General features: G+C 35.0%; 16 protein-coding genes. 5 read left to right on the forward strand and 11 right to left on the reverse strand.

Annotated elements, in window-relative coordinates:
- Window positions 1–5 precede the first annotated feature (5 nt).
- Genes MTZ49_RS15330 through MTZ49_RS15340 form a run of 3 tightly spaced genes read left to right on the forward strand, consistent with a single transcriptional unit; the run spans window position 6 to window position 4178 of the window.
- Window positions 6–845 carry a shikimate dehydrogenase family protein gene (locus tag MTZ49_RS15330; RefSeq protein WP_264746321.1) on the forward strand — a complete coding sequence of 280 codons (840 nt, stop codon included), beginning with the start codon at window positions 6–8 and terminating at the stop codon, window positions 843–845.
- 39 nt (window positions 846–884) lie between these two features.
- Window positions 885–2243: an MFS transporter gene (locus MTZ49_RS15335; RefSeq protein ID WP_264746322.1), complete on the forward strand. Its 1359-nt coding sequence runs from the start codon at window positions 885–887 to the stop codon at window positions 2241–2243.
- A gap of 60 nt (window positions 2244–2303) precedes the next feature.
- Window positions 2304–4178, forward strand: a complete 1875-nt coding sequence (locus MTZ49_RS15340; RefSeq protein ID WP_264746323.1) for a bifunctional sugar phosphate isomerase/epimerase/4-hydroxyphenylpyruvate dioxygenase family protein — start codon at window positions 2304–2306, stop codon at window positions 4176–4178.
- A gap of 198 nt (window positions 4179–4376) precedes the next feature.
- On the opposite strand, the gene MTZ49_RS15345 is transcribed toward MTZ49_RS15340, so the two are convergent.
- The 7 genes from MTZ49_RS15345 to tssI form a co-directional block, all read right to left on the reverse strand.
- Window positions 4377–4739, reverse strand: a complete 363-nt coding sequence (locus tag MTZ49_RS15345; protein WP_264746324.1) for a hypothetical protein — start codon at window positions 4737–4739, stop codon at window positions 4377–4379.
- Between the two features lie 62 nt (window positions 4740–4801).
- Window positions 4802–4996, reverse strand: coding sequence for a hypothetical protein (locus MTZ49_RS15350; RefSeq protein ID WP_264746325.1), 195 nt, complete (start codon window positions 4994–4996; stop codon window positions 4802–4804).
- Window positions 4997–5113: 117 nt separating this feature from the next.
- A complete protein-coding gene (locus tag MTZ49_RS15355) occupies window positions 5114–5734 on the reverse strand; it encodes a hypothetical protein (RefSeq protein ID WP_264746326.1) in 621 nt (206 codons plus the stop codon).
- A gap of 46 nt (window positions 5735–5780) precedes the next feature.
- The gene (locus MTZ49_RS15360) at window positions 5781–6677 is read right to left on the reverse strand and encodes a hypothetical protein (protein WP_264746327.1); all 897 of its coding nucleotides are present in this window, start codon (window positions 6675–6677) and stop codon (window positions 5781–5783) included.
- 46 nt (window positions 6678–6723) lie between these two features.
- Window positions 6724–7203 (reverse strand): hypothetical protein, encoded by a 480-nt coding sequence (locus MTZ49_RS15365; RefSeq protein WP_264746328.1) that lies wholly within the window; start codon window positions 7201–7203, stop codon window positions 6724–6726.
- Window positions 7204–7235: 32 nt separating this feature from the next.
- Window positions 7236–8165, reverse strand: a complete 930-nt coding sequence (locus MTZ49_RS15370; protein WP_264746329.1) for a hypothetical protein — start codon at window positions 8163–8165, stop codon at window positions 7236–7238.
- Complete coding sequence (gene tssI / locus MTZ49_RS15375; RefSeq protein ID WP_264746330.1) at window positions 8165–10936, reverse strand: type VI secretion system tip protein TssI/VgrG; 2772 nt, start codon at window positions 10934–10936, stop codon at window positions 8165–8167. The genes MTZ49_RS15370 and tssI overlap by 1 nt, the downstream gene beginning before the upstream one ends.
- 991 nt (window positions 10937–11927) lie before the next feature.
- Between tssI and MTZ49_RS15380 the strand changes: the two genes are divergently transcribed.
- Together MTZ49_RS15380 and nhaA are read left to right on the forward strand one after the other, a co-directional pair.
- Window positions 11928–12437: a hypothetical protein gene (locus tag MTZ49_RS15380; RefSeq protein ID WP_264746331.1), complete on the forward strand. Its 510-nt coding sequence runs from the start codon at window positions 11928–11930 to the stop codon at window positions 12435–12437.
- 150 nt (window positions 12438–12587) lie between these two features.
- A complete protein-coding gene (gene nhaA, locus MTZ49_RS15385) occupies window positions 12588–13925 on the forward strand; it encodes a Na+/H+ antiporter NhaA (RefSeq protein ID WP_264746332.1) in 1338 nt (445 codons plus the stop codon).
- Between the two features lie 371 nt (window positions 13926–14296).
- Here nhaA and MTZ49_RS15390 read toward each other — a convergent pair whose 3' ends face one another.
- From MTZ49_RS15390 to pbpC, 4 genes are all read right to left on the reverse strand, one after another.
- Window positions 14297–14560 carry a hypothetical protein gene (locus tag MTZ49_RS15390; protein ID WP_264746333.1) on the reverse strand — a complete coding sequence of 88 codons (264 nt, stop codon included), beginning with the start codon at window positions 14558–14560 and terminating at the stop codon, window positions 14297–14299.
- Between the two features lie 351 nt (window positions 14561–14911).
- Window positions 14912–15478 (reverse strand): hypothetical protein, encoded by a 567-nt coding sequence (locus tag MTZ49_RS15395; RefSeq protein WP_264746334.1) that lies wholly within the window; start codon window positions 15476–15478, stop codon window positions 14912–14914.
- Window positions 15479–15944: 466 nt separating this feature from the next.
- Window positions 15945–16700 (reverse strand): monofunctional biosynthetic peptidoglycan transglycosylase, encoded by a 756-nt coding sequence (gene mtgA, locus MTZ49_RS15400; protein ID WP_264746335.1) that lies wholly within the window; start codon window positions 16698–16700, stop codon window positions 15945–15947.
- Between the two features lie 41 nt (window positions 16701–16741).
- Entirely contained in the window at window positions 16742–19075 is a 2334-nt protein-coding gene (gene pbpC, locus MTZ49_RS15405; protein ID WP_413774197.1) for a peptidoglycan glycosyltransferase PbpC, read from the reverse strand.
- Window positions 19076–19145 lie beyond the last annotated feature (70 nt).

The following is a 19145-nucleotide window of genomic DNA, read 5'->3' on the forward strand; positions in this document are numbered from 1 at the left end:
ATAAAATGATTATCAATGGAAAAACTGATTTTTTGACCCTATTGGGCGATCCTATTCATAGTGTAAAAGCACCTATGATCTATAACCCTTACTTACAAGAACTAAATATTAATACCATTCTATTACCTATAGAAGTTTCTCCTGAACAATTTCCTTTTGTTTTAAAAGCACTACTACAAGTTAAAAATTTTCGTGGCTCACTCATTACAATGCCACATAAAGTAAATGCTATAAGCCTAGTTGACGAACTAAGCACCACCGCCAAAATTGCAGGTGCCTGTAATGCTATTAAAATAGCTGATGACGGTAAAGTTATCGGCGACATGTTTGATGGTGAAGGTTTTGTTAGAGGGATGACTCGCAAAGGTATAAATCCCCAAGGTAAAAAAGCATTCGTGGTTGGTTCTGGTGGGGTGGGTAGTGCTATTGCAGCCTCATTAGCAGCAGTAGGTATTACTAAATTATGTTTAAGTGATACTAGGCAGGGATCTGCACAATCGCTTGGCAATCGCTTAAAAACTCATTACCCAGAACTCGAAATTGCCTTTCAAACAGATTCATTAGCTGAATATGATATTGTGGTTAATGCTACCCCTCTAGGCATGAATGACAATGACCCGTTACCTCTTGATGTTACTTTATTAAATCCCAACCAATTTATTGGTGAGGTGGTAATGAAAAAAGAAGTAACTCCCTTTCTAAAAGCAGCACAAACACTGGGTTGCAAAACTCAAATAGGAACAGATATGTTGTTTGAGCAAATCCCCGCTTATTTAGAATTTTTCAACTTCCCCACAACAACAGCTGAACATTTAAGAGAAGTAGCTCAAATTAAATATTTATAAGCCTTATAAGATAGCAACTTAAGCGAAACAGGAGTAATTATGTCCACTATTAATATTCGCGAGTTTTTAGATAATAATAAAACCAGCTCATATCAATTTATGATCATCAGCTTAATGTTTTTAACAGTTATAATGGATGGTATTGACGTTGCCATCATGGGCTTTCTAGCACCTGAATTAAAACGACAATGGGCTATTTCCAATATAGAAATAGCACCCGTGCTAGGCTCGGCATTATTTGGTTTAGCTATCGGAGCCATGATTGCTGGCCCTATCGCTGACAAATTTGGTCGTAAACTAATTTTAGTATCATGTGTCTTTACCTTTGGATTATTTACCTTATTAGGTGCTACCTCCCATACGACTACATCACTGATTATTTACCGCTTTATAGCAGGAGTGGCTATGGGAGGAGTAATGCCTCAAGCTGCCACACTTATTAGTGAATATTCGCCAGCAAAACATAGATCACTTTTTGTCACTATAGTCTTTGCGGGGTTTACCGTAGGAGCAGCTTCGGGTGGCTTTATTGCCTCTTGGCTTATCCCCCACTATGGCTGGCGTTCAGTATTAGTTGTCTGTGGTATTATGCCTATGATGCTAAGTGTTCTATTACTCATTAAATTACCTGAGTCTATTAGCTTTATGGTTTTAAAAAACTATTCAAAAGATAAGGTCATTCAAATAGTCAATCGTATCAAATCAAATACCGCCAATGAGAGCACCACTTTTATTCTGCCACAAATACAAGTAGTTGAAGCCAATCCTATTAAAACCGTACTAAATCAGCACTATATTGTCGGTAGTATTTGTTTGTGGCTAGCCTATTTTTTTGCCTTATTTTTAGTCTACTTACTAGGTAGCTGGTTACCTACTATTATTGAAGAAGCAGGCTTCTCTTTATCTCAAGCTGCAATAATCGCTGCCATTTTTCAATTAGGGGGCCCCTTAGGATCAGTCACTATGGGTTGGTTAATGGATAGATACAGCCCTCATAAAGTATTAGCCTGCACCTATACCATTGGTGCCGCGATTATGGCATTAATGAGTTACGCTTCAGTACACTTTGCACTGCTATCATTTATCGCTTTCTTTGTTGGTTTCTGCTTTAACGGAGCCAACACAGGTATGAATGCCTTATCCAGTTTATTCTTTCCTACCTCAGCACGGGCCACAGGTAATAGCTGGATGCATGGTATTGGTCGTGTAGGGGCGATATTAAGCGCTTATGCAGGAGCCTTTATGCTAGATGCTGGTTGGGGCTTATCCCAAGTATTATTATCATTAATCATACCCGCTGTATTAATTTCTTGCCTTATTATGCTCAAAAAATATTGGTATCAACATGCATTATCTATTGAAGCAGCACAATGTTCTGCCTCTTTAGAACAGGCTTAGACCGTTATTAAACAGCCCATTAGTTATATTATATAGAACACTTAGTTTAAAGGATCTGAAATGAAACATAGTATCGCAACAGTCTCAGTTAGTGGGATGTTACCTGAGAAGCTAAGAGCAATTAGTGCGGCTGGTTTCGATGCCGTAGAAATTTTTGAAAACGATCTGCTTTATTACGAAGGCTCACCTAAAGATATTAAACACCTTTGCCAAGACTTGAATTTAGAAATTGCTCTTTTTCAACCCTTTCGCGATTTTGAAGGAGCTCCTCGTGAAAAATTATCACATAACCTTAACCGTGCTGAGAAAAAATTTGAACTGATGCATGAGCTTGGCGTAAATAAAATGCTGCTATGTAGCAATACCCAAAGCAACTGTATTAAAGATGATAATACGCTAATGGAAGACTTACATCTGATTGCAGAAAAAGCTACTCAACATAACATTAAAGTCGGCTATGAAGCTTTAGCATGGGGAACACATGTTAACTCTTATAGACACGCATGGTCATTAGTAAAACAAATCAACCACCCTAATTTAGGTATTATTCTGGATAGTTTCCATACTTTATCTATTAAAGATGACCTCACCGAATTAGCTTATATTCCAAAAGATAAAATATTTTTTGTTCAGTTAGCTGACGCACCATTACTGAAAATGGATGTATTAGAATGGAGTCGTCACTTTAGAAACTTTCCGGGTCAAGGTGAATTCAATTTACAATATTTTTTAGCGCCCATTTTAGTAGCTGGCTATGACGGCCCTTTATCTCTAGAAATTTTTAACGATGAATTTCGTGCGGCCCCTACAGAGCAAACAGCTTTATACGCTAAAAGATCATTATTATATTTAGAAGAACTAACACGTCATCATTTACAATATAATTATATAAAAGTAAATGAACCATTATTTTCACCTCCATCAGTCACTCAATATAAAAATGTTGCATTTTTAGAGTTTGCAGTGGATGGACAATCTAACCATGAGTTAAGTAATTGGTTTGAACAACTAGGCTTTCAAAAAACAGGCCAACACAAATCTAAAGACGTTACCTTGTATCAACAGGGTGAGATTAATTTAGTATTGAATGCAGAGCCTGACTCTTTTGCTCAAAACTATTATTTATTACACGGCCCCTCATTATGTGCTAGTGCGTTTAAAGTCAGTAATGCTGAGCAAGCATTAAGTAGAGCTAAACAATATGGTTGTCATACCTATGAAGGCCGCTTAGGGCCGAAAGAACAATTTATCCCAGCTATATTAGCTCCTGATGGTAGCTTACAATATTTTTTAGATAATGCGGCAGATATTCATCAAACCGATTTTAATACTAAACCGTATAATCAACCCTCATATTTAAATAACATTGATCATTTTGCGATTGGTATCCGTGCAGAAACAATGGATATATGGACATTACATTTTAAAGCAATCATTGGTTTTGTTACTGAACATGAGCTCACCTTAGCAGACCCTTACGGTTTAATAAAAAGTAAGGTAGCCCATAGCATTGACAGCACAGTTAGAATCCCATTAAATATCTCAGAAAATAAACATACCTCAATTGCACGCTCAGTATCAGCCTATCAAGGTTCAGGATTGCAACATGTCGCCTTTTCCACCCATGACATTTTTAATACCGCAGAAAAACTACAACAAAATGGTCTAAAATTACTAAAAATACCAGATAACTATTATGATGATTTAGCTACTAAATTCGATTTAAGCCCCGAGTTTATCGGCAGGTTACAACAATTTAATATTTTATACGATGAAGATAATCAAGGTGGTAGCTTATTACATATCTACTCAGAAGTGTTTGAAAAGCGCTTTTTCTTTGAGGTCTTACAACGCTTTAATGGATATGATCAGTATGGCGCAAATAATACCCCTGTCAGAATTGCTGCACAAAGTCGTATTTGCAAAATAAAGTAAAATATATCCCTATTTTTATTTGCTGTAAGCTAAATCAAACATTATAGTTTTCAATTAGCATTGACAGACTCTAACCATTAAATCTCTCTTGAGATTAAAAATTGTCATCTAGTACGAACGCTCTATTACATAGCTAATTACTTTGGTCTGATATTAGGATTATCCTAATCATAACTTTAAGTAAAATAGTAGTATGTTTCATATTTTCTTTTCTACTAAGGTAAACTCTGTACGATCTGTTACTTTCTGTAAAGGAAACACAAAAACAAAACTACCTACCCCAATTTCAGAATAACGTATAATGAAAAAATATTTGATCTTTTGTAAAGAGTCTATATCAAATATATATGATTCTTTTATAGTATGGCTATCAGTTGCTTTGTCAAGTAGCTCATTTCCCCACTCTCTTAACATATAATCGTGTAAAACCGATAACTGTTGTTTATTAAGTTTTGTTAAATCAACTTTAATTATTTTAAAACCCTTATTTAACTCATAATAACAAAGATCAGCACTCCCTGTTATATTCAAACTCAAACTTGTTCTTGATGCTTTATCCACCTATATTAACTCAATAGGGTATCTATTCCCACGAATCAAACCTACATGCCAAACTTGGTTATTTAATTTTTACACTTTAAAAAAGGGGTTCCCAAAGGCGCAGAAGTTAATAGCTCTTTAGTAGCTATTGCCAACCCTACTGGTTTAAAAAATGGAATAATACGGTAAGTACCTATCATATCTTCACATTCCTGAGCATTAGCCAAATGTAAACTAACAAAAAAGATAGTTACAACTAATAACATTAATCTTTTCATTTTCCTATGCCGCTGACTAATATCGGGGTAAGGGAGGTAAATAATAAAATACCAATGAGTCTCTTTAATATTTTCACTATTTTTTCACTAACTTTATTGGTCTCAATTTTCTTTAGATTATTTTAAAAGCTCTTTTAACTCATTTTCAGGCAAATTCATCTTTTTTATATCTTCGGGTAACAGTTTAAAATCCTTTTTCAATTCAAAACGTGCTTCCATAAATGCTGCTTTCACCTCTTTTGAAAGAGGATCTCGTTTATATTTTTGTATGCTAGGTTCATAGAATTCAAATAATTTTTCTTTATATACTAATTGATCATTGGGATCAGAGATTTTATTTTCTTCAAAAAAATCTTTTAATGGTATAGTCATATGACTTTTAACACCTATTTTTTTAGGTATATCTGTATCAAAACCATAATATTCAATGTATATACTATTATCTTTTTCATAAACATATAAATGATTTATACGTCCCTTTGAGCCATTAAACCTTGCCATAATATTATCAAATTCAAGTATAGCTACTTGGTTGTCATAAGAAAAATAAATTTTGTATCGATCTACTTGATCATTTGTAAATGAGAATAGTTTATCATTATATAGCAATGTTTGCGTTCTTGAACCTGTGTAAGATGGAGTATTGGCATTAAAGCGATAATTAATTGATTGAACATTAATGATCATATTATTTAAAATCTGTTTATTACCATAAACTTTAAACTCTGGTTCTGACATCTCATGACACCCATATAACGAAATAATGAATATTAATAATAATAGTTTAATTGGTCTTTCTATGATCATTAAAAACTCCTTGGTGAGTTTGTCCCTCATAGTTTCCATTTTGAAAATACTTCAGCACATTAGCAGGTGGATATGACTTAAGTTCTTCATCTGTTAATTGATTTACACTGTTAGTCAGTGATCCAAAAATATAAGTTGATTTCACCCCTTCTCCTGAGTTACCTCCAACCATATACGTTGGCCCCATTAGATCCCATGTAGTTTGTGCTGTCTTCCTGACAATATTAGGAAAGAAACCATCCGCAGCTGATCGGGCAACAGTAGTAACTCTATAATTAGGATAAAATGATGGGAAGGCGGATGTACTTTGTCCCCAAACTGTTACTCCAGAAAAGTTGGATAGCTTGGATAAGCTATGGGCAAATCCCTCTGGATTATGTCCTGTATTACAACCATAAAATACACAAATAGCGCCTTGTTCTTTCCAGTTAAAATCTATAGCATCCCAACCTCCTGTAATAGCCATTTGAACAGGCCAACCTGTAACAGGCGGAATATTAGCGGTATGATATGAGATAGGACCATCTCCTGCTGCATGAGAGAAAACACCTATTTCTCTGGTTTTAATTTTATCTTTTCCACCATACTTACTTGTCCAGTTATTAATAATAGGACCTATTTCATGAATAGCTTGTATGGGAGGATTATGAACTTTATGTATTTTTTCATTGTACCAAGATGATTTTTTTATATTTTCCATTCGTGTTTGAGCTGCTTCTGAGAATAAAGTTCTACCATCATATCCCCCATTTTTATCCTCCTCATCTATCCAGAATAAAAGAATAAGCTCTTTAGGCCGACTAATTTTTTGCTTTACTATATTCTTTTCTGTTGAGCTGGTTTTACCCATTGTCTCTTCATTAGAACTAGACATTGTAAAATCTCCCTAGCAAATTTTCCTATCCACTATCATTACATTATTATCCTAAGTTATTAAACATAACTATTTGATAAAAATCCGTAGGATAGTCATTATTTGTTTGCTGTTCTGGCTTAACTTTAAAAATAACACTCACCTTATTATTAAGCTGCCATTGATAAGCATAACTATCATTCAGTGCATTTTCTGTATAACTAAAGTTTAATTGCAACATCTGTAAAAAAATATCCTCAGAGAAATTTGTCAACAATTCTTTATCTAAAAAAATCTGTGCTGTATTCCAGTTCTGTTTTGTATCTTTTTCAAAAACCAGTGAAAATAAGTCTTTATAATTGAACTCATGAACAACTCCTATTTTTCCTGTTTTAGGGGCATTAGCCATATACTTACCTAAAAATTTAATTTGACTCTGTAAAGTACTTTCGCCTGCTAATATTAGGATAGTGGCTTTAATCATATTAATTAAATAGCTCTTGTCTTGCTCAGATAGCTCTTTTATTTCAAGTTCATTTGTAGTCATAGCTCTATACCATTTCTATTTATACAGTACATTTATTTCTTTAACCATTCTCTTAATGCTATTGAAACATGATCATAAGGTGAAAGTTTAATAGGAGTTTCTTCTATAACTGTGTATTGATCTTCCTTAGCATTACACTGTGGAGCTATTATCTTTAGTTTTTCCTTGTCATAAATTCCATGCCATGCATAATCATGTGCATACTCACTGATATAGGAAAAATCAGGAAATGATTGTGAATCATCTCTGCCATGCTTTATAACTGGACTCCCCATTGGTTCATAACTTTGAAAGCTAAGGCTCCAACCATATCCAGGAATCCATCTCTCTCCCACTTTAGCAACTGCATTCCCAAAACTGGAACCTATTTCTAGTATATTATGCCAAGACTTTCTAACCTTAATTTTTGTAGGAAAACTATTAATTACATCAGCAACAATTTTTACTCCATCACCGACACCTACAGGGTCTATAGTAATTAAAAAGTCTACTGTATACTTTTTTTTATTAACCAAATAATTACAAAAATGTGCACCATTCCAACCACCCAAACTATGTCCTATAATCACTATTTTTAAGTGCTTTTTATCCTTACAGGCAAGATATTTCTCAACTAAAGAATTTTGTTGTTTTTCCTTATAAACTTCATAGTATCCAAGATATATACCTTCATATCGGCTCTTATCTAACTTATTTGCCTCTAAAGAAGCCTCAAATTTTTCTTTAACATATCTAATATTATGATATGGGCCAATTTCTTTCCACTCTACTTTTCTAAGTATTGGAATATATGCAGGTCCATACCATGCTCTTTTATCTGCTGCTCCGCCAATATAAAAAACTACAACTTGTGTCTTATTAGAAATTTCTACCTCTTGAGTTGTCTTAGGTTTTCTCTCAGTTTTACCAGAACTGATTTCCTTATTATCCTTACTGTTCTTATTCTCGTTTCCCCCAGCCATTACATACTCTCCTTTTTAGCCTGTACTTCACCTAATACTAGATGGACTTTAATTTCTTGCTCAATATCGCTATAAAAGGTTTCTGTATAACCTTGTTGATCTGTAGTACCTTCTTTGGTTGAACCATCTGGGAATGTAGCAATATAGTCAGTATTTGCATAGGGTACATCATCATCATCTGTAAAATGGAACCGTACATTTTGCGAGTCACCTATATTTTCTGTGTCTACTAAATCATTATCATTTAAAACTGGCACATAGGTTTCCATCAATAAATGTACATCTATATCCTGCGGTTCAACACTAAAGAAACTCTTAGTATACCCTTCTGCATCTGTTACTCCTTTTACTGTATTACCATCAGGTAAATAAGCTATATAACTAGTATTGGCATAAGGAATTTGATTATCATTGGTAAAATGAAACCGTAAATTATAGCTATCATGCATAACTGGCTTAGAAGTAACCCCTGCCACAGCCATAAACTTACTTAATGGCATTAAAGGCTCAGCAGGAGTACCTTCCATTGGAGCACCACCTGTAAAGACAGGCATGGTCATCCATATTCCAGCAGGGTTCAATACAATATGTTGCCCCCCTGCTTTTAAGGTTAAACTTAATCCTCCATCTATTACTGTTTGTAAGCCACTCTTTAAGTGAATCTCCATGCCTGCTTCTGTGGTTTTTATTGTTCCAATGGTTTCATGCTCACTCATTCCCACAGTTTTATAATCATTCATCATGATCTGTGTTTTACGATCTAATTGAGTTAAATGATGCTCTTCACTTTCATTTTTGGTATAGCGATTCTTGACTATAGTTTCACTATGTTCGTTTTGTACCTGTAGGTGGCTGTTGTTGTTAACTTGTACTGTGTGGTTGTTTTTGGTGAGCTGGTCAAAATCTTTTTGGCTTTGCACAAAGATTTGTTCTTGGCCTGCTTTGTCTTCTATTCGCAGTTCATTAGAACCTACACCACCTTTTGAGCTAGACGTTTTAAATACACTTCTAGTTTTATTAGCAGGCAAATCATAAGGAACTTTGTTGACTCCGTTGTGAATTGCTCCTGTTACTACTGGATTATCTGGATCTCCTTCGAGGAAATCTATTTTTACTTCCATACCTACTCTAGGTATAACTACAGTACCATAACCATCATGAGCCCAGTTGCTAACTACTCTGATCCAATGGGAACTATTTTCGTCCATAGTACCTTCACGATCCCAATGGAATTGAACTTTGATTCGTCCATATTCATCACAGTAAATTTCTTCGCCTGCTGCGCCTGTTACAATAGCTGTTTGGGTTCCTAATACTCTTGACTTAAGGTGTCTTCTAGCAGGTCTATAAGATACTTCTTGTGGTATAGCATTAAAGACGTTGAAGTAGCCTTGTTGTTGATTTTGAACAGGAAATTCTAGTTCTGTGTCTATATCTAAGTATTTATGTAGTTGGCTAGGCAGTGTAGTACTAGCAGCACTACCTGCTCCTGCAAAGGCTTCTAGCACTTGAGGCTGGTAGCCTTTATGTTTAATTTGGGTAATCAACCAAGGTTTTTCAGCATCCATTGTATCTAAACTTGGATGGTCTTCTATCGTAATGTAGTAACCACTATGGAATGTCGGTATATCTGAATACCCCTCACCTATTAAATGATCAGTTCGAAGACGTTCTATTTCTATTTTAGCTAGTTGGTCATTTCTAGCTTTATTCATACCTGTAGATGGGTAATCATAACTTTCAAGGTTAGGCTCAATAGCTTGATTACCTTTTTGACTTTGCTTACCTTCACTAGTCCCTTCTGGTATTTTCATATTAGTGAAGTTATAGTCTCGCCATGCTACTGCTTGAGTTCTAGAAGCTAAAGATACATCAAAATATTTAAGGGCTTGGCTATCTGCTACCATACCTGTGTCATTCATAAACTTAACTGCTTCTGCTACACTAGGAAAGAAAGGCATAGCATCAGTAAAGATCATTTTATGATTACTTGAAGTATGTTGAAAATGATAAGCTATCCCCTCCTCTTGACAAAGGCGCGACACAAAATGGTAATCAGACTCATCATATTGAACACAGAACTCTCTGATTGGATAGGTTTCTTTTAATTTAAACTCAAAACCTGATTCGGCTCCCTCTTGCATACCATGTTCATTGAGAATAGTAGTGATAATTTCTGGTACTGTTTTGGCTAGGAATTTTCTTTGGTTCACGCGCTTCATTAGATGGGTAAAACGAGGAGTAATGACAATAGAAAAAATGCCATAGTGTTGGCTAATAGGGCCCCGCTTAACCGCTTGAACTAGACCATGCACACCATTACCAGATTTGCCTTCTGGGGTAAATCCTATAAAGACTGATTTGCTGAGCAGTTGGGTGATATCAAAGCGTATATGTTTGTTGATTAAGGTTATTTCAAAGGCATAAGGCGTAGAAATTCCTTCTACTCCTGTGAAGGTTAATATTTGTAGCTTATCCAAAGCTGATTGGACTGTATCTTCGTCGCCATTATCACCTAATGATGCTTTTAACTTATTGGCTGCTGCTAATGCTGAAAATGGATCTAATGATTTACTACCACCTGAAAAACTAGAAAACTTATTACCTATAGCTGCTAAAGCTTCTCCAAAACCTGCTGTATTGCTTGAAGATACAGTACTTTGTGCTAAAGGAGATGAAGTAGATGATGGTGTGTTATTTGTTGTTGAGTTGGGTGAGCTTGCTTCATCCCAAAACAGCTGAAAATGTGTATCAGATGCACTAAAAAACATACTGCAAACTCCTTTAAACAGTAACTTCGATTAAGCCTATTTTTGGTATTAATCTATTGTATATAAATACCCTTAAAATAAACTTAATTATACTTTAAATAATATTTATTAGACATTAGTATAACAAGCATTACTTCATTACTAAACAAGTAAACCATCTTTTTATATTGATAAATACTTATCAATATATAGATTAATACTCATAATAATTAGCTAACCCTTCAACTCTTAAAATATTTTTAATTAGCCAAATAGCTCTTTTTAATTCCTTAATTTACTAAGATTCTTAAATACTAGACTCTCACAACTTAACATAATAAAAACAAATAATAACTTGCTGGTCTAAATAGGTGGTTTTAAAATGAAAATACTTCATTAGAAGACATCTATGAATGTGCAACAGGCCGATTAGTCACTGTATTAGGTTTGCTTGAGAGCATTACACCAATATAACAATTCCCAACCCTACGCCGTACAAAATACTGCCATTGCTAGCACTTTATTGTTAAGAGATGTCAATAGTTTAATTAATGTGATGCAATCATTAACCAATGATAAATAATCTATGTATTCAATAAACTAAATAACTAATTTTTTGTATTAGTTAAAGAAAAACCTCTAGTTTATAACGGGAACTAATACCATAATAAACTAGAGGCTAATGGCAAAAAAAAGATATCTGCGCGATAAACCCATATTTAGTATTAGGAATAGTCTTTCACTAGGGATAAACAAGGTACTAAATATGGGCTGTATAAACTATAAGCAAATACCCTTCATTAATAAATTACCTAAAGGCATAACGTAGTATTAACCTTAAGTATTAGTTATTAATAGCTCTCTTTGCTAACAATAACCTCTTTCTCTGCTACACCAAGCTCCCTAAAAACAATAATAGGCATATTGATTCATTATTAATTAATGAAATAAAACCAATAAATTAGTATAAAGGTATACTGACATGCTCATTTTTTAGGAGAAATTATCAGCAATGCATATATATTCTAGTTGGATATTTTGTTTAATTGTTAATATCATTGTTGCTATCCATTTTATACTAGATCCTTTCGCCGCTAATGATTATACAGATGAGTCCATGGGCACTATTATTCATACTGAACAGTCAAAACAGTATGATGGTTCTACGGAATATATTATCTATCATTCCACAATAGTATTTACAGATAAAGAAGATGTAGAACAAACAGTTCATAATGAAAATAAAGTAATATCAGCTTTAATCGCACCACCTTATATAGATATTGAGAAAAGGAAAGAGGCTGTTAATTTAGAGCAAACTAAAGACTATGTTGGTAAAACTGTGCTTATTGCTTATAACCGAAATAACCCCCAAAAATTTAAAGTAAGCGGCCTATCGGGTGGTGATAAACTTGTGTATGTTAATTTTACATTAGTAATCTTAGAGATTATAAGTATATTATTTGTTATATATGATACAAGGAAGAAAAAAATATCTACTAAGCAAGCTCAACCTATTTAATAAAATAAATTAATTAGGCTTGTATATAAGGTTATAAAAATAGATTCCTTTTTTTATTTGTTTTATAATTTCCAGTTGGGTGTTACAACATAGTGTTGTATTACAGGTTTTAAAACGATGGTCGGGCCGCCTCGCAGAGGATTCGTGCCTATGAAAAAACCTATCTTACCCAAAGCTCATGCCGCTACTATGCGCTCACTTTCTGCCATAGAAAAAGTTTTACATATTGAAGCCGTAGGCGGCATTGTTTTATTTGTAGTTGCGATTATTGCTCTAATCTGGGCTAACTCTTCACTTGCAAACAGTTATCATGCGCTTTGGCATACACCTGTTGGTATCAGTTTTGGTTCTTTTACCTTTTCACAGTCTCTGCATTTTTGGATAAATGATGCATTAATGACTGTTTTTTTCCTTGTTGTGGGTATGGAAATTAGAAAGGAAATACATGATGGTGCGCTCTCAAATTTTCGCCTTGCCACATTACCCATTGCTGCCGCTATTGGTGGTGTTGTAACTCCTGCAATTATTTATTTAGCACTAAATCATGCGCCTATCCAACAACAAGGTTGGGCTGTACCTACGGCTACAGATATTGCGTTTGCTGTTGGTGCATTGGCGTTATTAGGTAAATCTATTCCTACTAATATCAGGGTTTTCTTACTAGCCCTCGCTATTATTGATGATATTGTAGCAGTGCTAATTATCGCCTTTTTCTATTCAGGTGGTTTAGATATTAATGGTCTATTTGTTGGTGTCTTTGGTATTTTCTTGGTGCTATTATTTCAATGGTTAGGCCTACGCTCTGCTTATGCTTATATTATTCCTGGCGCTATTTTATGGATTGGTTTGTTAATGACAGGGGCCCACCCAACCTTAGCCGGTGTAGTATTAGGCTTAATGACACCAGTTGTAGCCACTATTTCTAAAGAAAAATATGTGGAAACAGTAACCAATGCCATCAACACAATCAAAACCACTGATCAAAATGGTAAGTTAACCGTTTCCTATAACGAACTTCATAAAGTACAAAGGGAACTATTACCCCCTGTTACTCGTGTAAATATGGCGCTACATCCTTGGGTAACTTATGGTGTAATGCCTTTATTTGCCTTAGCTAATGCAGGTATTACGATAGATAGCCTCGACTTATCAGCAACCTCAGCGCAACACATCATGTATGGTGTTATTGGTGCCCTTGTTCTTGGTAAACCAATAGGTATATTACTATCCTGTTTTATTGTCGTTAAATTAGGTATCTGTCATTTACCTAAAGGAGTTACTTGGAATGGTATATTATTAGCTGGTTTGCTTGCTGGTATAGGCTTTACTATGTCTATCTTTATAGCCACCTTAGCCTTTACTGATGAAACGCTATTAGGTGCCGCCAAAGCTGGTGTATTACTTGCCTCTTTAGTTTCTATTATTATTGGCTTGTCTTGGGGCTATTTTTTAAAAAAACGCCTTGAACGTAATCCATTGGCTAATTAATTATAATTTAGTTATCCACTAGATTACCCCTAGCGGATAACTATAAAAACCATTAAAAAAACTTATTTTTTAAGCACACTTTTCTTCTTTCAGCTAAAAAGCTCTTGATCGTACTAAAAACATAATGAATATAACCGTACAAATAAGCATTCCATAAATCAAAATTTCATTATCTAACAATGAACACTTACTAACTGGCATTTTGATTTTTTTGCGTGTTGTTGGTTTATCTACTTTTTGCTCTGATTGCTTTTGAGAATGCAAAAAAACACTATAATCCACATAATTGATTTAACGGTGTCGTATCCTTTGCTTGACGAACATAGCCACATTTTGGACAAGCCGTAATCACTGTTTTAATATCCTCCCTATCAAAAAATAGCCATCAATAAAATAATGACGGATACTGCAATAAATAAATAAGCCATTCCTGTCATAACATCATCGACTGATAAAGAATGATTAACCTTACTATTAATAACTTGATAGCTCATTGGTTGTTTTTGTTCTTTCTCTGATTCCTTTTGAAAATGTGCATAAACCCTATAATCTATATGGCACTTTGGACACTGATTGATAGCTGCAGTATCTTGCAGTTGACGTACATAGCTACATTTTGGGCACGTTATAATCATGACATACTCCTTTTTCTGCTTATTATGCAGTTATCCATTTTTTCAATTACCTTTATATAACTTCTGCTGAAAAGCGAAGAAATAAGGTAAATAGGTAAATAGGTAAATAACAACTAATATCATGTAGATTAAAAACTCATTATCGGGTAATGAAAAATCATTAAATTTTGATTTAAGTTTTTTAAAAAAACAAAATTGCTTTTGTTCCAATTGTTTTTGTAAATACCTATAGGATGCATAATCCTCTTGGCATTACTAATATTGTATGTTCTGATTGACGCGTATAACCACAGTTAGGACACGTTGTATTCATACTATCTTTCCCTCCATAGCTATTGGGTAAACAATTTGCTATCTAACAATACTTACTTCTCCCTTTGAGCTGATACGAACAATCCTTTGCATCGGTTTTGATTCAGTACTTCCTTCTTGTAAATTTGGTAAAAAATACTTTGCCGTAAAATTAGCATCATATAGAACAGGATGCGGATCGCTTATATGAACGCTATAGGTAATCGTTATCTGTGGCTCACCATCTATAGCACTGACACTAATAACTTGATGTTTTGTTATATTGCCAAAACAAAAACTCCCTAAACTACCTGATAATTTCGCGGAGGCTGGCATATAAGCATTACGCCCCAACTCTGTTAATACATACTGCTCTACACTAGGTGATACACCTATTTTCTCTACTTTAATCAAACCCACTTTTAATAAGCTTGTACATTCCTCTCCACACTGCTGAACGGTTACTGGAAAACTTGTTGTTACTCGACAAAGCGTATCCTTAGTTTGAATTAGCTGTTGTTCTGTGACATTCGAAATATTATTTACGACTGTATCTGCTTCAGCAGCCACATAACTACTCAAACTAGAAATAGCAAAAACAGGTATGGCAAAAGCTAAATAGCGCATTGTTCTGTTCCTCTTGAACTTTATTATTTACACAACTGTTTTCCTTATCTTGTCTTGTACTCCAACAAAACAGGTTATAGTTAGATTAATGCTTGATTTATTACATGTCAAATAAATTTAAATTACATGTAATTTAATTAAGCTTTTATTCATACTTTCAAACAAACTTTTGACAAAAATATCAAACATAAAAATAAATTATTTATAAACAATAAGTTATACAAATAAAAAATAATTATGATGATTTATTTTTAATAAAAAAGAGGAATTAATATTATTTTTTTAGTAAAAATGACGCTTAAAAAATATGAGATGGTTATTATTGAAGTGATAAATTAATTAGACAAGTATCCAGATTTAAGCTAATCAGATGTAGCAAAAGCAGCTAGATATAGCTGCTTATTGAATATAAGTAAGATTGATAGTAGAAATAGAACCTGCTAACTATTGTATAGCTAGCATTGTATTATTTAGGGCAATCATTGCCACATCTTAGCTTCTGTAAGAAAGCATTACCGCCTAAATTATCCATTTGTTTACGAATAAAAACACCACGAGAATTTATATATACTGTTGGTTTGGCAGGGTTCCAATTTCTAGGGTTAGGCAACACGGCAGCTAATAAACTAGCTTGTTCTTTAGTTAGTTTTCTAGCAGTAGTGTTGAAATAGTATTGTGCAGCAGCTTCTGCACCAAAAATACCATCACCCCATTCTGCACTATTTAAATAAACTTCAAGAATTCGCTCTTTTGACCAAAGCAGTTCAATCCACGCTGTAAACCAAACTTCTACACCTTTACGAAACCAACTACGGCCAGACCATAAAAAAATATTTTTAGAGACTTGTTGGCTAATAGTGCTTGCGCCCCTAAGATTACCACCATCCGCATTGTGTTTTAAAGCTTGTTGAATCGCCTCCATATCAAAACCATGGTGATAAGGAAAATTTTGATCTTCTGAGGCAATAACAGCCAACTTTAAACTATCAGAAATCTCATACCAGCCTTTCCACTCCCTTTGAAACTTAAGGCCGTCTCCCGCTTGCCAGCTTTCAATTTTACGCTCAACCATTAATGAAGTGCCAATAGGATTAATCCAACGCATACTTAACACAAGCAACACCGAAATAACTAATATTCCTATTATTGAAAAAATAGTAAACCAGAATAGTCTCTTAAAAAACTTACGAATCCATTGTAGAATTTTTATTAATTTCGCCATATCTTTCAAATAAGCAATTGAATAGGTAAAAGTATAACATTTTACTGAATGGAAAACTCAATAGTTGCTGTTTGACCTAGTTCATCTAATAAAGTTAACTGTTGTTTACCTGCCTTTATAAATTCTCTATCAAAAGATTCATCAGGTACAGTTTCCTCAATCAGTTCTCCATTTAAGAACCACCAACGTTGCCCTGCCCCACCTAATGAAGAAAGTTTTAATGTTAACGGCTCTGTATTAATGGCAGGTAAACGCAATCTATCCCCCTCTCTCACCCCAACAATAAATAGAGGAGCTGATTTAGTGGGTAGTAAAGGCGGACAATTTTTATCAGCTTTAGGTAAACGACGGTTACGACGTTCAGCATAAATTAACCAAGGTTCTAATGGAGCAGGCCATAAATCAATGCGTTTTTCAATAGCTCCATCACAATCAGCAGCTACCTGTAAACCTTTGCTATTAACCCAAATAGTTTGACTAATGCCTGTGCCAAGAGGTTGATCTACTGCTTGCAAGGTAGGGGGTGTTAGACCATCTAATGTCCAAGCAAAACGCTCTTTACGACAATTAGCATCTTTAACAGGCAATGGCTGTCCCGAAGGCCAACAAATGGCAGCTACCCCAACACTAGCTGGCTGATTACTTTCAGTAACTGATAATGCTTTGCTTGCAGTTTGGTTAATAATAAGATCATGTACTTGTAATAATAAAGGCGTTGCAGAAGCCACTCCAAACTGACCTGGCACTGGCGTTCCATCAGGTCTACCAATCCATACACCTACCAAATAACGTGGTCCTAAGCCAACTGCCCAAGCATCTCTAAAGCCATAACTAGTCCCTGTTTTCCATGCTAATACACTACGTTGTACTAGCCTTGCTCGCTCGTCTCGATCAGGTTCTGTTTGACCTGATAAAATACGCCTTACCACCCATGCAGAACCTGCAGATAACAATGGCCTTTCCTCTAAAACATCAGTAGGTTTAAAACGCAGTTGTGCTACTTTACCTTGACGTGCAAAAGCACTATAACCCATGACTAAATCTTCTAACTTAGTCCCTACACCACCCAAAATAACTGACAAATTAGGCTCTGCCATTGGTGGCAATGTTAAATTTACTCCAGCCCCTTTTAATTCACCATAAAACCGTTTTGGGCCATACGCTTCAAGCAATTGTACTGCTGGTAAATTTAGTGACATTGATAAAGCTTCACTTGCTGATACAGGCCCTATAAAACCTGCTGAGAAATTACCAGGTTTATAATCACCATAGCGTCTTGGCACATCCTGCAATAAAGACTCAGAATGAATCAACCCTGCATCCATTGCCATTGCATAGAGAAAAGGCTTTAAGGTTGAGCCAGGTGAGCGAATGGAAGACACCATATCCACATGACCAAAACGCTTATCATCAGTAATATCTATAGAACCAAGATAGGCTTTTACCTCCATGGTTTGGTGATCGACCACCAAAATAGCGGCTGAAGTATATTCAGGTAAACGCACTTGCCAGTTCTTTAATAAATCCTCTAAACGGCGTTGCATACTGACATTAATAGTACTTTGAATAATAGGCGTTTGACTGTTGTTATATAATCTTCTCGCTAACAACGGTGCCATTTGTGGCTCTTGCCGATCCGTTAAGAAAATACTTTCTTGTTGTATTTCATCAATAACAGACTGTGGCCATATATTAAATTCAGCTAAACGGTTTAATACTTTATCTCTGGCTAATTTAGCACGCTCAGGATAACGATCTGGTCTTAATCGACTGGGCGCTTGTGGTAATACTGCTAATAATGCAGCTTCTGCTTGAGTAAGTTGATCTGGCGGCTTGCCTAAATATGCCCAACTAGCAGCAGCTACACCCTCAATTGTTCCACCATAAGGTGCACGATTAAGATATAAGGTAAGAATCTGATCTTTACTCAAATGCCATTCTAACTGCATAGTACGAAAGACTTGTCTCACTTTTCCCCAGTACGTTCGAGGGTGTGGCTCAATGAGTCTAGCCACTTGCATAGATAGGGTACTACCCCCTGATATAATTTTACCACCTGTTAAGTTCTGCCAGAATGCCCGTCCTAAAGCTATAGGATTGACCCCAGGATGTTCATAAAACCAACGATCTTCATAGGTTAACAAGGCTTCAATATAAGCAGGCGATACTTGCTCAATAGTAATAGGATAACGCCACACGCCATCTCTATCAGCAAAACGCCATAAAGGTGTGCCATCACTCGCTAATACAATACGTGCTATACCATCTTCAGGCATAGGTAATGGAAATAACTTATCAAGCACCCATAGTAAACCAATGATAATAATTGGAATGGATACCCAAACTCGCCAATGTCTACCAATAAAACGTAAAATAGCCAAGTTAACTTACTCTACAAAACAAAAGGCGTACTCAAGTACGCCTTTTTAATTAACTACCTAATAC

Origin of the sequence: Entomomonas sp. E2T0 (genome assembly GCF_025985425.1) — a bacterium.
Classification (GTDB): Bacteria; Pseudomonadota; Gammaproteobacteria; order Pseudomonadales; family Pseudomonadaceae; genus Entomomonas.

What these genes read in the sequence shown, in the direction of transcription:
- MTZ49_RS15330 (WP_264746321.1), top strand. Translation starts at nt 6, where the DNA reads ATGATTATCAATGGAAAAACTGATTTTTTGACCCTATTGGGCGATCCT.
- MTZ49_RS15335 (WP_264746322.1), top strand. Translation starts at nt 885, where the DNA reads ATGTCCACTATTAATATTCGCGAGTTTTTAGATAATAATAAAACCAGC.
- MTZ49_RS15340 (WP_264746323.1), top strand. Translation starts at nt 2,304, where the DNA reads ATGAAACATAGTATCGCAACAGTCTCAGTTAGTGGGATGTTACCTGAG.
- MTZ49_RS15350 (WP_264746325.1), bottom strand. Translation starts at nt 4,996, where the DNA reads ATGAAAAGATTAATGTTATTAGTTGTAACTATCTTTTTTGTTAGTTTA.
- MTZ49_RS15355 (WP_264746326.1), bottom strand. Translation starts at nt 5,734, where the DNA reads ATGTCAGAACCAGAGTTTAAAGTTTATGGTAATAAACAGATTTTAAAT.
- MTZ49_RS15360 (WP_264746327.1), bottom strand. Translation starts at nt 6,677, where the DNA reads ATGTCTAGTTCTAATGAAGAGACAATGGGTAAAACCAGCTCAACAGAA.
- MTZ49_RS15365 (WP_264746328.1), bottom strand. Translation starts at nt 7,203, where the DNA reads ATGACTACAAATGAACTTGAAATAAAAGAGCTATCTGAGCAAGACAAG.
- MTZ49_RS15370 (WP_264746329.1), bottom strand. Translation starts at nt 8,165, where the DNA reads ATGGCTGGGGGAAACGAGAATAAGAACAGTAAGGATAATAAGGAAATC.
- tssI (WP_264746330.1), bottom strand. Translation starts at nt 10,936, where the DNA reads ATGTTTTTTAGTGCATCTGATACACATTTTCAGCTGTTTTGGGATGAA.
- MTZ49_RS15380 (WP_264746331.1), top strand. Translation starts at nt 11,928, where the DNA reads ATGCATATATATTCTAGTTGGATATTTTGTTTAATTGTTAATATCATT.
- nhaA (WP_264746332.1), top strand. Translation starts at nt 12,588, where the DNA reads ATGAAAAAACCTATCTTACCCAAAGCTCATGCCGCTACTATGCGCTCA.
- MTZ49_RS15390 (WP_264746333.1), bottom strand. Translation starts at nt 14,560, where the DNA reads ATGATTATAACGTGCCCAAAATGTAGCTATGTACGTCAACTGCAAGAT.
- MTZ49_RS15395 (WP_264746334.1), bottom strand. Translation starts at nt 15,478, where the DNA reads ATGCGCTATTTAGCTTTTGCCATACCTGTTTTTGCTATTTCTAGTTTG.
- mtgA (WP_264746335.1), bottom strand. Translation starts at nt 16,700, where the DNA reads ATGGCGAAATTAATAAAAATTCTACAATGGATTCGTAAGTTTTTTAAG.